This is a genomic window from Mycobacterium sp. SMC-16 (assembly GCF_046250085.1).
GTDB lineage: Bacteria > Actinomycetota > Actinomycetes > Mycobacteriales > Mycobacteriaceae > Mycobacterium > Mycobacterium phocaicum.
Window position 1 is genome coordinate 5,626,777 of the sequence record NZ_CP176427.1, and the last position, 11,897, is coordinate 5,638,673.

14 protein-coding genes and 1 tRNA gene are annotated in these 11,897 nt (G+C 66.9%); 9 read left to right on the forward strand and 6 right to left on the reverse strand.

Translation table 11 applies throughout. From position 1 onward, the window contains the following. Nucleotides 1–2: 2 nt before the first annotated feature. The 3 genes from ACJEIK_RS27410 to ACJEIK_RS27420 all read left to right on the forward strand — a co-directional run bounded on the left by ACJEIK_RS27410 (nucleotide 3) and on the right by ACJEIK_RS27420 (nucleotide 1,984). Nucleotides 3–905, forward strand: coding sequence for an undecaprenyl-diphosphate phosphatase (locus ACJEIK_RS27410; protein WP_406774125.1), 903 nt, complete (start codon nucleotides 3–5; stop codon nucleotides 903–905). Nucleotides 906–1,018: 113 nt separating this feature from the next. Further along, on the forward strand, nucleotides 1,019–1,642 hold the full coding sequence (locus ACJEIK_RS27415; protein WP_131808771.1) for a hypothetical protein: 624 nt from the start codon (nucleotides 1,019–1,021) through the stop codon (nucleotides 1,640–1,642). 30 nt (nucleotides 1,643–1,672) lie between these two features. Further along, nucleotides 1,673–1,984, forward strand: a complete 312-nt coding sequence (locus ACJEIK_RS27420; protein ID WP_064859389.1) for a hypothetical protein — start codon at nucleotides 1,673–1,675, stop codon at nucleotides 1,982–1,984. A gap of 231 nt (nucleotides 1,985–2,215) precedes the next feature. Here the strand turns inward: ACJEIK_RS27420 and ACJEIK_RS27425 are convergent, their stop codons facing one another. From ACJEIK_RS27425 to ACJEIK_RS27440, 4 genes are all read right to left on the reverse strand, one after another. After that, on the reverse strand, nucleotides 2,216–2,884 hold the full coding sequence (locus tag ACJEIK_RS27425) for a sterol desaturase family protein (RefSeq protein ID WP_409430651.1): 669 nt from the start codon (nucleotides 2,882–2,884) through the stop codon (nucleotides 2,216–2,218). After that, the gene (locus ACJEIK_RS27430) at nucleotides 2,881–3,606 is read right to left on the reverse strand and encodes a FadR/GntR family transcriptional regulator (RefSeq protein ID WP_406773994.1); all 726 of its coding nucleotides are present in this window, start codon (nucleotides 3,604–3,606) and stop codon (nucleotides 2,881–2,883) included. The genes ACJEIK_RS27425 and ACJEIK_RS27430 overlap by 4 nt, the downstream gene beginning before the upstream one ends. 92 nt (nucleotides 3,607–3,698) lie before the next feature. Then, complete coding sequence (locus ACJEIK_RS27435) at nucleotides 3,699–4,757, reverse strand: hypothetical protein (RefSeq protein WP_406773993.1); 1,059 nt, start codon at nucleotides 4,755–4,757, stop codon at nucleotides 3,699–3,701. Then, nucleotides 4,745–5,206, reverse strand: coding sequence for a PPOX class F420-dependent oxidoreductase (locus ACJEIK_RS27440; RefSeq protein WP_205848822.1), 462 nt, complete (start codon nucleotides 5,204–5,206; stop codon nucleotides 4,745–4,747). Before ACJEIK_RS27440 ends, ACJEIK_RS27435 begins: the two co-directional genes overlap by 13 nt. 131 nt (nucleotides 5,207–5,337) lie before the next feature. On the opposite strand from ACJEIK_RS27440, the gene ACJEIK_RS27445 reads away from it, so the two are divergent. The 3 genes from ACJEIK_RS27445 (at nucleotide 5,338) to ACJEIK_RS27455 (ending at nucleotide 7,086) form a co-directional block, all read left to right on the forward strand. Continuing rightward, the gene (locus ACJEIK_RS27445; RefSeq protein WP_133426166.1) at nucleotides 5,338–5,850 is read left to right on the forward strand and encodes an OsmC family protein; all 513 of its coding nucleotides are present in this window, start codon (nucleotides 5,338–5,340) and stop codon (nucleotides 5,848–5,850) included. A 16-nt stretch (nucleotides 5,851–5,866) separates the two neighbouring features. Continuing rightward, nucleotides 5,867–6,631, forward strand: a complete 765-nt coding sequence (locus ACJEIK_RS27450; RefSeq protein ID WP_237162798.1) for a hypothetical protein — start codon at nucleotides 5,867–5,869, stop codon at nucleotides 6,629–6,631. 146 nt (nucleotides 6,632–6,777) lie between these two features. Next, a complete protein-coding gene (locus tag ACJEIK_RS27455) occupies nucleotides 6,778–7,086 on the forward strand; it encodes a hypothetical protein (RefSeq protein WP_133426167.1) in 309 nt (102 codons plus the stop codon). Between the two features lie 2 nt (nucleotides 7,087–7,088). On the opposite strand, the gene ACJEIK_RS27460 is transcribed toward ACJEIK_RS27455, so the two are convergent. Next, nucleotides 7,089–7,178, reverse strand: a tRNA-Ser gene (locus ACJEIK_RS27460). Between the two features lie 64 nt (nucleotides 7,179–7,242). On the opposite strand from ACJEIK_RS27460, the gene ACJEIK_RS27465 reads away from it, so the two are divergent. Then, complete coding sequence (locus ACJEIK_RS27465) at nucleotides 7,243–8,214, forward strand: NAD(P)H-quinone oxidoreductase (RefSeq protein ID WP_133426168.1); 972 nt, start codon at nucleotides 7,243–7,245, stop codon at nucleotides 8,212–8,214. 9 nt (nucleotides 8,215–8,223) lie between these two features. Next, nucleotides 8,224–8,622 (forward strand): thioesterase family protein, encoded by a 399-nt coding sequence (locus ACJEIK_RS27470; protein WP_205848823.1) that lies wholly within the window; start codon nucleotides 8,224–8,226, stop codon nucleotides 8,620–8,622. Here ACJEIK_RS27470 and ACJEIK_RS27475 read toward each other — a convergent pair whose 3' ends face one another. Then, nucleotides 8,623–9,819, reverse strand: a complete 1,197-nt coding sequence (locus ACJEIK_RS27475) for a cysteine desulfurase-like protein (RefSeq protein WP_061006244.1) — start codon at nucleotides 9,817–9,819, stop codon at nucleotides 8,623–8,625. 109 nt (nucleotides 9,820–9,928) lie between these two features. Between ACJEIK_RS27475 and ACJEIK_RS27480 the strand changes: the two genes are divergently transcribed. Beyond that, nucleotides 9,929–11,887, forward strand: coding sequence for a DUF6541 family protein (locus ACJEIK_RS27480; protein WP_374704308.1), 1,959 nt, complete (start codon nucleotides 9,929–9,931; stop codon nucleotides 11,885–11,887). Nucleotides 11,888–11,897 lie beyond the last annotated feature (10 nt).

The window sequence follows — 11,897 nt, forward strand, 5'->3', positions numbered from 1 at the left end:
CGATCACCTTGAGCCTCAACTACATCGAAGCGATTGTGGTCGGCGCGTTCCAGGGTGTCACCGAACTGTTCCCGGTCTCGAGCCTGGGCCACTCGATCCTGGTGCCGGCCCTCGTCGGCGGTCAATGGGCCCAGGACCTGAGCATGACGGCCGAGAAGTCGCCGTACCTCGCGTTCCTGGTCGCCGTGCACGTCGCGACGGCCGTGGCGCTGCTGGTGTTCTTCTGGCGGGACTGGGTGGCGGTCGCCGGTGGTTTGGTGTCGTCGATCAAGAACCGGAAGATCACCACCTCCGCCGAGCGACTGGCGTGGCTGCTGATCCTGGCCACCATCCCCGTCGGTATCGCCGGGCTGGCTCTGGACCACGCGCTGCGCACGTCGCTGGGCAAGCCGATCCCCGCCGCGGCGTTCCTGGCGATCAACGGCGTCGTTCTCTTTGTGGGCGAACGGCTTCGGCACCGCACGGCCTCGGCCGTGCCCGCCGCCGAACATTCGGAAGGCCTCAACGACTCCGACGAACGGTTGGCCCGGCTCCCGATCCCGGAGGCCATGGGCATCGGCGCGGCTCAGATTCTGGCGCTGCTACCCGGCATCAGCCGGTCGGGCGCCACCATGGTCGCCGGCGTGCTGCGCGGTTTGTCGCATGAGGACGCCGCACGGTTCTCGTTCCTCTTGGCGACGCCGGTGATCCTGGCCGCGGGGGCGCTGAAGATTCCGGAGCTGTTCGGACCGGCCGGCGACGGCATCGGCGGCCAGGTGCTGGCCGGCAGCGCGGCCGCTTTCGTCGCGGCGTATCTGTCGGTGCGGTTCCTGGTGAAGTACTTCGAGACCCGCACGCTGACACCATTCGCGATCTACTGCGTGGTGGCCGGACTGGGCAGTTTGGCCTGGCTGACGCTGCACTGAGCGCGGTCGCGTTCCCCACCTGAAGACGAGTTGCCCTGGGCTGTAACCCGGCTGCCTATCTGTCAGTGGCAGCCAGCCCATGGCAACTCGTCTCGAGGGGAAAGAGAACCGCAGTGCCCCAACTCAATCGCGCGTGCGTCGTCACTATCGTGGTCGCGGGAACCGCATTTCTCGGCGCCTGCTCCAGGGTCGACGCCGCTAAGCCGACGTCCACCCTCGATCCCACCACCCCGCCTGCGCCCGCGAAGCTGACGAGCGCGGACTTCATGGCCGTGTGTCAGGGCGCAACACAATCACGCGCCGCCAGCTACCGCCCGGATACCAAGTCCCACAAGACGATTCTCTTCACTCCGCTGGGCCACGACCTTGTCGAGGACACCAGCACGTTGCCGTCCGACTGGACGGTGCAATTCGATGCGGACCGCAACACCTATGCCGCCATCGACACCGTGGTCTGCGTGGAAACCAAAACCGAGCAATCCGTCAAGGAATGCACCGGCTACCAGGACAACGGGCGCCCGACCGCCAACAAGGTCGACCTTCGGACCACCGTCTACGCCGTCTCGGTCCGGGCGGCCGCGACCGGGACAGAGCTCGGCAGCACCGAGTTGTCCGATTCGGACACCACCTGCCCGATGTTCATGTCTTTCGATGACGACACGCAGACCAAGACGTACAACGTGCCGCCGCCCAAAGACGACCTGATCGCCTTCGCGAAGCCCTTCGTCCAGCCCTGAATTCTCCTGCAGCACAATCGGAGTACTCGCATGCCCAAAATCAGCCGGGCGGCCGTCGGCGCTGCCGTGGGTGCCCTCATCGCGGCGGCGACAGCGGTGGCCGGGCCGGCCGAGGCCATAGGTGGTCCCGGTGGCTTCGGCAACGCACAAGGCACCATCAATGCGCTTCAGTTGCAAGGGTTCACCGTGCTGCTCAATGGCGCCGCGGTCTATCCCCTATCCGGATGCAAGGTCCTCGGCATCGAGGGGCTGCGCAACGACAACGTCGATTCCGCGGGCGCCATTATCGACCGGACGAAGATGACCGTTGCGTGGGTGGACATCTCGTGTAAGGGCGGCTAGGAGCGTGGGTCGGTAACGGCTCGGGTGGGGTGTAGCGCGAGCGTGCGGTCAGATCGCAAATTCGTGGGCAGAGGCGCTCTGGTTGCACCGTCGGATCGCCAAGTGCTGGGCACTTGACAAGCAAATGTCTTGTGGACGTTGACTGTGCACTGCCGTAGAAAAAGTACGAGTACCCAACTGCGTAGACGCACAGTCATCCGCAAAAATCGATGTTGTTACCGACCCGCGTCCCTAATTCAGGGACCCGTGCAGGTTCTTCGCCGTGGGACTGGTCTCGACGGTGGCGGGGTCCGGGTAGGTGCCGAGCACCCGGTCGGAGGTGCCTGACGTGGTGACCGAGAACCAGTAGTGCTCGTTCTTGAAATGGTGCAGGCGATGATTGCGCCACACCGCCTTGTAGAAGCGGTGGCGCGGCTTGTAGTCGGTGTGGACGAGGTAGTGCGTCCACTCATAGCCCATCAGGATCAGCGATTCGACAACGACGAACGACAGCGTGGCCGAAACCGGCGCACCCACCAAGGCGCCGATGCCAAGCGGCAGTGCCACGATCGCCGCGATGAGCCACGGCAGTGTCGGGGTCGGGATGAACACCAGGTCGATCTCGCGGGGATTCGCGTGGTGTCGTCGATGGTCGCGGGCGACGAGGGTGTCCACTGTGACGCGGCCGAGTTTCCGTGGTCGCCAGTGCAGGATGAAGACGTGAATCACCCACTCCACGAACGGGAACAGCAGCGCGAGTACCAGGGGCGCCCACAGGTCGCGTAGCGCCAGGCCGCCGACGGCGATCCGCGCTGCGACCGCCCCGACCACGAGCGTCAGGATCATCCACGGCGTCGGATGACGCCAGAACTCGCGGGCCGCCCGGCCGAGGGTCACGCCCCGGGTACCGGTGATCGTCACTGCGCCTCCATCTGGTCGAGAAATTCGGTGAGCACCGTCGTGGCGCCGCCGAGCACGGTCGACGCGGCTCGGCGCGCTTTCAGCGCGGAGCCCGACGTCACCGCCTCGGCGAGCTTGCGGTACCCGGCCGCGGGTTCGGCGGCGGCCACGGCGTCGGCGACGACCGCGAGCATCGGTTCGTACACCCGGCGCATCCCGTTGAAGATCAGCGTCATCGCGATCGAATTCGCCCCGGTGACAAGGCAATCCCAGAAATCAAGGGCGGCCAGCTGTTGCGTCGGCCCGCTCTGCGCGCGCTCGATGTCGGCGAGGGCCCGCGCCAGTGGTTCGGCGAGACCGCGTCCCGACCGCGCCGCCGCCCGTTCGGCGATCCACGGGCCGAGGTACTCCCGCACCTCCAGGACGCTGCGCACCACCGACGGGTTCACCATCGCCCCGTCGGGCGCCTCCACCAGCAGGTAGGGCAGTAGATCAAGGCCGCCTGTGCGGGTGATGTCGTTGACGACGGCGCCGTCACCCTGCCGGACATCGAGATGCCCGGACGCGACCAGCCGCTGGATCGCCTCACGCACCACGGGCCGCGATACGCCCAGTACCTCGGCCAGCTTGCGCTCACTCGGCAGGCGCGAGCCTGGCGGCTGGGCGCCCGCGACGAGCTGCTTGAGCAGCTGGTCGTGCACCTCGTCCGCTGCCGAGCGTCGCTTGATCGACGTCAACTCCATGACGACGACAGTAGCCCGCAAAAGGTAAGAGGTCTAGTGGTCTTACCAATAAAGATGGTGAAGCCAGAAGACGAAGCGCCTCAGGTCCGCCGTCAGGGGTAGCTCAGCAGGACCATCACCCGGCCGTCCGGTGACGGCTCTGGGAACGCGTCGACCTGGAAGCCGTAGTACTCCACCTGGGTGTCTGTGATGGCGTCGATGACCTTGCCCTGGGCCTTGAGCCTGCCGTCCCTGACGTCACGCATCACGCCGATGAAGTCGGGCACCGACATCGACTCGGCCAGCAGCAGGGCGTCGCCGCCGGACGGAAGTTTCACCAGCACACCGGAACCCGCGTAGTTGTCACCCCCGCGGCCCGTCCCGCGTGGCGCCCAGTACACCGGCTCGGAGGCGACTTCGCCGTCGACGCGACGGTACTGCCCCACGTGGTCGACACCGTCCTGCACCGAGACCACCGGCAAGGCGGCGATGGTCCGCTGCTCCTGGAACCACATCCAGCCGAGCGGGATGCCGATGATGGCGTAGATCATCACCAGCAGCATCAACACCGGCTTCCACGCGATCTCCCACGCCTGACGCGGCCCCTGCTTCTCCAGCTGCTTGCGACCGAATCGGAAGACATACCAAGCCAATACGCGTGCAAGTGCCATCGCGGCCAGGATGCACAAGCCCACGATGCCCGCCACCCGGAAGTAGAACGTGCTGCCGCCGTGGTCGATGGTCGCCAGCACCATCACCAGCGGAATCGGCAGGGTGAGGAGCAGCAGCAGGGCATACGACGGGTGGCTCGTCAGGTACTTGTATTCGACGGTCCAGCTCTTGACCCCGACGCCGACGGTGAAGTCACCGATGTCGGCGGTCGAGATCGGCGTCCAGCTCCCGTCCACCACCCGGGGCCGGACCAGTCCGCGCACGAAGAAGAAACCCGCCACCAGCGAGACCGCCAGCGCGCCCCAGAACACGGCGGGCAGCCGTCCACCCGTGCCCGGTACCCCGAATCCGCCGCGGATGTCGATGATCTTGGCGATGAAGAACATCAGCGGGACAACGAAAAACAGCTCGCCGAGCCAGATTTGGATCAACTGCGGAATACGTCTGCCGACACGGTCGAACGCCAGCACCCCGCTCCAGATGAACCTCAGGACGCGCACGGGCTGATCTCGATGTAGGCCATCGGAATGTCGAAGGCGGAACTGCTCTTGTCGAGCGTCCGCTCGAACAGCTTCATGGCCGGCGACCAGTTCGCGGCGATCACGGCGTCGGCGTGGGCATGCTCGGCCTCCGGGAGGATGCGGGCGATGCCGGCCGCCGGTTGTCCTGTCGGCTTGCCCCGAAGATTGCACGGGACCACGACCACGCGCGGATCGTTGCGCAGCCGCTTCACCTTCCCCGTCGACGCGTCGGTGCGGACATACAACTTCCCGTCGGCGACACCGTGATTGATCGGGCTGGGCATGGCCTCACCGGACCGCTTGAACGTGACGAGCACGATCTGCCGCGCCCGCTCGAAGCCGGCGAAATCGGTGGCAGTCGGCTCCCCGATGTCGAAGGCCTCCCGGTGCCGCAGCTTGTCCATGCCGCGAAACATCAACTTGCTCATGGCCGAAACCGCGGTACCGGGCATCTTCTCGTCCAATCTGAGCCGTTGTATGGCCGAAGCGTAAACCGAAAGTTGAATTCATCGTGGGCGCAACGGTCGAATCCCGACGCCGACGCAAATAACGTCGGCGCATGACTGCTTCCGTGACTTCTCTCAACGCGATCACCGATGCCACCCGGGCGGCCGTCGCCGACAATCCCGCCGCGGCCACCGTGGTGTTCAAGGCCACGGCTCAGCCGGAAGGCACCGTCGGCAGTGAGATCGCCTTGGGCAAGTACCAGGTGCACGTCGATGAGCCGCCCGCCCTCGGCGGGCAGCACACGGCGCCCAACCCCGTCGAGTACTACCTGGCTTCGCTGCTGTCGTGCCAGGTGGTCACCTACCGATTCTGGGCCGAGCGGCTCGGCATCCAGGTGGATTCCCTCAGCGCAAGCGCGGAAGGCGATCTCGATGTGCGCGGCTTCTTCGGGCTGGACGACAACGTGCGCCCCGGCTTCCAGCAGATTCGGGTGACCGTCAACGTCTCCGGTCCGGAGACCGCCGAGCGCTACCAGGAACTCCAGGACGCGGTGGATGCGCACTGCCCGGTGCTGGACCTGACCACCGGCACGACGCCGGTAAGTACCCAGCTGATCACTGGTTGACCGATAGATTCGCGTCATGCCGTCGATGACGCCCGCACCACGCCTGATCACGGCCGCGGCACTGACCGTTGTCACCCTCGCTAGTTGTACACCGGCCGCTCCGAGGCCGACCGCAACGACCGCGAGCACGAGCACGAGCACCACAACGACCACCCGTGCCACCTCGACCGCACCGCCGGCCGCCGAAACGCACGGATACGCGATCACGTCGATCACCACGCCCGGGTCACAGCCCGGTAAGTCGGTGACCATCCCGCAGCTTTCCGGTGGCGACCCAGCCGTCACCGACCGCTTCAACGCCGCCATGCGGGCCTCCCGGGCCGACATGCCCGAGCAGTCCGCCACCACGAGCGTCGACGATGGCGTAATCGACGGATTCCGCAGCGGCGTAACCAGAATCGGCTCCGGCGTCGTGGCCGGACGCATCGTGCTGTTCTGGTACGGAAAGGGCGCCGCGCACCCCAATCAAAGCCTGGGCACAGTGGTGATCGCGACCCGCACCGCGTCGCCGGTTACCGTCAACGACCTCTACCAGGATCACGCGGCCGCGATGACCCGGCTACGGACGCTGCTGCCGCAACTGGACACCAGCGGACGGCTGGATGCGCAGCAGTTGTCGCAGGACGACATCGACGTCAACTGGCTGCCGACGCCGACCGGGCTTCAGGTCTATGTACCGGTGGCCCATGCCCTGGGTGACTATGTGGCTGTCACAGTGCCGTGGGACCGGATCGCCGATCTACTGCGGCCGGGGATGCTTGAGGTACTGCGAGCGGATTAGGTATCCGAATATTGTTGTCGGTCAACATGTTCCGAAGAACAAGCGGAACGACTGGAATTGGGTCCACCAGGGGCATTCGGACTTCGCGGTGAGCCACTGTTCGACGGCCTCCCCAACGGCTCACGGCGCTGTGGAAACATCGGACCATGGGCACCCCTGATGCGCCACGCCCGAACCACCGGGCGAAGTACGTCGCCGTCACCGCAGGGGATCTGTCGGGACCGCGGATACGCGCGGCGGTGTCCGATTTCCACGGTCTCGGGACGCCCGGCCACATCGAGCTGGCCTCCTACATGATCGGCCAGGGGCATCCGTTGTCGGTGGCCGCGTGGATCCGGCACGACCCTGTGAGTTCGGTGCTGCACTTCGATCCGCGCGGCGGCAGCGCCGTGGTGCGCGAGCAGTCGATCGAGACCGACGAGCACAACTCGTCCTTCGGCGGCTGCTGGTGCTGACTTGGCGGTGGCGGAGGGATTTGAACCCCCGGTTGGGTTTAACCAACTCTCGCTTTCAAGGCGAGTGCATTAGGCCGCTCTGCCACGCCACCGCGGAACAGCCTAAGGGGTCGGGGCTCGAGCAGGCTCGGAGGGTCCGTGTGTAGCGTTGCCTCCATGCGCGCCATCGTCGTCGAATCCCCAGGTCAGCTGGCATGGTCCGAGGTACCGGAGGTGACGGCCGCCGATGGCGAAGTCGTCATCGACGTGACGACCGCCGGGGTGAACCGGGCCGACCTGCTGCAAGCCGCCGGCCTCTATCCCCCGCCGCCGGGCGCCAGCGAAATCCTCGGGCTGGAGGTCTCGGGCGTCATCTCCGCCGTCGGCGCCGGCGTCGAGAACTGGGCTGTCGGTGACGAGGTGTGCGCGCTGCTCGCGGGCGGTGGCTATGCCGAGAAGGTGGCAGTGCCGGCAGCCCAGGTCATGCCGATCCCGGCGGGTGTGGGGCTGCATCATGCCGCCGGCCTGCCGGAGGTCGCCGCGACGGTGTGGTCCAACCTGGGCATGACCGCCCACCTGAGCGCCGGCCAGCTGGTGCTGCTGCACGGCGGCGCGAGCGGTATCGGCACGCATGCCATCCAGGTCGCGCACGCGCTGGGCGCCCGCGTCGCGGTCACCGCGTCACTCGAAAAGCTCGAGCTCTGCCGCGAACTCGGCGCCGACATCCTGATCAACTACCGCGACGAGGACTTCGTCGAGCGGGTGGCGGAGGCGGGCGGCGCCGACGTCATCTTCGACATCATGGGAGCCTCGTACCTGGACCGGAACATTGACGCGCTCGCCCCCGACGGCCGCGTGGTGATCATCGGCATGCAGGGCGGCGTCAAGGGCGAGCTGAATATCGCCAAGCTCCTGGCCAAGCGGGCCGGCGTCATCGGCACCGCGTTGCGCTCGCGCCCGCTGGACGGGCCGTCCGGCAAGGCCGCGGTGATTTCCGAAGTGGTGCAACATGTTTGGCCCATGATCGCCGACGGCCGGGTGCGTCCGATCATCGGTACCGAGCTGCCCATCGAGCAGGCGGGAACAGCCCACCAGCTCCTGCAGGAAGGCGCCGTGTCCGGCAAAGTGCTTCTGCGGGTGCGGGATTAGGTTGACGGTGTGACGTTCACCTACACCGCGCCGGTCCGTTATCTCGAGGTCGACCAGCAGGGCGTGGTCTTCAACATGTGGTACCTGGCCTACATGGACGAGGCCTTCGGCGCGTTCGTCGCGCAGACGGCGTCGTGGCGCGACATCTTCGAAGCGGGCGTCGACGCCCAGGTGGTCCACACCGAACTGGACTGGTCGGGCTCTCTGAAGTGGGGCGACCAGATTCACGTCGACGTCACGGTGCCCGCCCGGGGACGCACCTCGTTCACCGTCGAATTCCTCATCCACGCAGGCGATTCCACGCGGCCCATCGTCACCGCAAAGACCGTCTACGTCTGCATCGCGACCGATGGCTCCGGGAAGGTCGAACCTCCGCAGCTGCTGCGCGACGCGCTGGACTACGCGTAACTAACCGAGCGAGGCCAGCGCGCGGACCAGCTGATCCACTTCAGCTGTGGTGGTGTAGTGCCCGAGGCCGACCGTGACGGCGCCGCCGATGTCATTGACACCGATGGCCTCCAGCACCCGGGAGTTGCCGTCAGACACGGCCAGCACGCCGTTGTCGGCGAGCCGGCTGATCACGGTGTCGGCGGGCACGCCCTGCACCGCGAAGCTCAGCACCGGAATGGCGGCCTCGGGCGCGCCGAGCACCATGACCAACGGCAGCGACCGCAGCGAGTTACGCAGGTACCCGAACACCCGTCCCAGGTAGGCCTCCGCCGACTGCATGGAGCGCGCGAGCCGTTCGCGGCGGGTGCCGGTGGCGGCGTCGTCCAGGTTGGCCAGGTACTCGATGCTGGCGACGACGCCACCGAGCAGGCCGAACTGGTGCGCGCCGACTTCCAGACGCGCGGCGCCCGTGGCATTCGGATCGAGTGACACCGCCGCCAAGGTGTCGATCATCGCCGGATCCCGGAAAACGAGCGCACCGATCGGCGGGCCACCCCACGCGATCGCGTTGAGCGCCACCACGTCGGCGTCGACGTCGTTGATGTCCAGCAGGCGGTACGGCGCGGCCACGGAGTGGTCGACGACGACCATGCCACCGTTCTCCCGCGCCATCTTGGTCACGGGCCGCAGATCGGTGACGGTGCCGAGCTTCGAGGATGCCGACGTGATCGCGATCAGCCGGGTCGGCCGGGTGATGAGCGTCTCCCACTGCCAGCTGGGCAGTTCGCCGGTCTCGATGTCGACCTCGGCCCACTTCACCTTGGCGCCATAGCGATTCGCGGCCCGCAGCCACGGGGCGATGTTGGCCTCGTCGTCCAGGCGGGTGACGACCACTTCGTAGCCCAGGCCCGACCGCGACGCCGACGCCTCGGCCAGCGAGTTCAGCAGCACGGCCCGGTCGGCGCCGAACACCACGCCACGCGGGTCGCCGCCGACGAGATCGGCGACCGCCTGGCGCGCTGCGGTCAGAACCGCCGCGCTGCGCTGAGCGGCCGGATGCGGGCCGGCGGCCGAGGACATGGAACCGCGGAAGGCGGTCGAAACGGTGGTCGCTACCGAGTCCGGCAGCAGCATTCCGGTCGGGGCGTCGAAGTGCACCCAGCCGCCGCCCAATGACGGGTGCAGACCGCGCACCCGGGCGACGTCGTATGCCATGCCATGCCAACCTTCGAGCGATTCAGGCCTGCCAGCCAAATTTTTCCGGCGGGCGTGCCCCGCTGCACACCGGCGAAAGCCGGGCCACCCGAACAGCCATACTAGTGCAGTGAACTTGGCGTCTGGCGTCCTTGTCGCCCTGTTGATCATGGTGATCCCTGGAGCAATCACCGCTCGCGTAGCACAGCTAACCTGGCCCGTTGCCGTCGCGGTCGGCCCCGCAGTGACCTACGGCATCGTAGCTTTGGCCGTCGTCCCACTCGGTGCCGTCGGCGTCCCATGGAACGGCTGGACGGCTTTGCTGGCGTTCGTCATCGTGGTAGCGGTGGTTGCCGCGCTTCGTCGTGCGCTGCGGCGCTACCGGGACACCGCGGCGGAAGCCCTCGCGATCGGCCGCGGCCCGGCCCTGTTCGTCGCCGCGGGCATTCTCGTCGGCGCGACGGCGATCGCAATTTCAGCAATCCTCGGCATGCCGCATTGGCAATCCATTCCGAGCACCTGGGACTCGGTCTGGCACGGAAACACCATCCGCTGGATTCTCGACGTCGGTCAGGCGTCACCGCTGCACATGGGTGAGCTTCGCAATGTCGAGACGCACGCGTTGCTGTACTACCCGTCGACATTCCACGCGCTCGCCGCCGTCTTCTGCCAACTCACCGGCGCGGCCCCGACCACGGCCTACACCCTGCACTCCCTGGCGGCCTCGATCTGGCTTTTCCCCGTCAGCGCGGCGAGCCTGACGTGGGCCATGGTCCGGCCGTACAAGTGCCAGCGCTGGAGCGCCGGTGCCGCCGCCGCGGCTGCTGCACTCGCGGCATCGTTCACCGCGCTCCCGTACGTCGAGTTCGACGTTGCCGCCGTCCCCAACCTGGTGGCCTACGGCCTCGCCGGGCCCACGACCGTGCTGATCATGTCGTGCCTGCGGCACCGCGACCGGATCCCGCTGGCCGTCATCGCGCTGATCGGGGTGTTCTCCACCCACATCACGGGTGGCGTCGTCGTCGTCACCTTCGTCGGCGCCTGGTGGCTGTGCGACACCCTCCGCAACCCCGTGCGGGGTCGGCTCGCCGACTTCGTGACCCTTGCGGCCGTCGCCGTGCCGTCGCTGCTGCTGTTGCTGCCCCAGTCCGTCGGGGTGCTGGCGCAGGCCGACATCATCGTCGGTCATGCGTTCGTCACCCACTTGAGCCGGCTGCGGACGCTGTTCAACGCGATCGTTCAGCACACCCGCCACCTCAACGACTACCCGATCCAGAACATCCTGATCGCGCTCGGCGGTATCGGCGGTCTGATCCTGCTGATCAAGCGGGTCTGGTGGCCGGCCGCGGTCTGGGTGCTGCTGATGGTCGCGATCGTGCATTCGGGTGCGCCGTTCGGTGGCCCGATCGGCGCGCTGATCGGGCCGTACGCCGACCTCTACTACAGCGACCCGCGCCGGTTGTCCGCCGTCGTGACCCTGCTGATCACGCCGTTCGCCGGCATCGCGTTGTTCGCCGTCATCACCTTCGCCGTCGGTTGGGTGCAGAAACGTGCGCCCCGGACAGAGCGGTTCTGGGCCGTGGTGACAGTGGCCCTGCTCGTGTTTTCGACTGTCGGCCTGGCGTGGCATTACTTCCCGCGGCACCGCTACCTGATCGGCCAGAAGTACGACCAGATCATGGTCAACGACAAGAACCTGCAGGCCTTTGCCTACCTGGCGACGCTGCCCGGCGCCAAGGACACCTTGATCGGCAACGCCAACACCGACGGCACGTCGTGGATGTACGCGGTCGCCGGCCTGCATCCGCTGTGGACCCACTACGACTATCCGCAGCAACAGGGCCCCGGCTACCACCGCTTCATCTTCTGGGCCTACGCCGACGACGCCGACACCGATCGGCGGATCGCCGAGGCCGTGCACGCCCTGAACATCAAGTACGTGATCACCAGCTCGACCATCGTCAAGGGGTTCGTCATGCCCGACGGACTAGTGTCGCTGGATAGGTCGAAGTCGTGGGCGAAGATCTACGACAATGGGCGGTCCCGCATCTACGAGTGGCGCGGCGACGCCGCACCGGCGAACAGATAGGAACACTGCA

Bases quoted from the DNA above. Each gene is read 5' to 3' on its own strand.
- ACJEIK_RS27475 (WP_061006244.1), bottom strand. From the start codon at position 9,819: ATGGCATACGACGTCGCCCGGGTGCGCGGTCTGCACCCGTCATTGGGC.
- ACJEIK_RS27465 (WP_133426168.1), top strand. From the start codon at position 7,243: ATGCGCGCCATCGTCGTCGAATCCCCAGGTCAGCTGGCATGGTCCGAG.
- ACJEIK_RS27430 (WP_406773994.1), bottom strand. From the start codon at position 3,606: ATGGAGTTGACGTCGATCAAGCGACGCTCGGCAGCGGACGAGGTGCAC.
- ACJEIK_RS27450 (WP_237162798.1), top strand. From the start codon at position 5,867: ATGCCGTCGATGACGCCCGCACCACGCCTGATCACGGCCGCGGCACTG.
- ACJEIK_RS27445 (WP_133426166.1), top strand. From the start codon at position 5,338: ATGACTGCTTCCGTGACTTCTCTCAACGCGATCACCGATGCCACCCGG.
- ACJEIK_RS27455 (WP_133426167.1), top strand. From the start codon at position 6,778: ATGGGCACCCCTGATGCGCCACGCCCGAACCACCGGGCGAAGTACGTC.
- ACJEIK_RS27440 (WP_205848822.1), bottom strand. From the start codon at position 5,206: ATGAGCAAGTTGATGTTTCGCGGCATGGACAAGCTGCGGCACCGGGAG.
- ACJEIK_RS27420 (WP_064859389.1), top strand. From the start codon at position 1,673: ATGCCCAAAATCAGCCGGGCGGCCGTCGGCGCTGCCGTGGGTGCCCTC.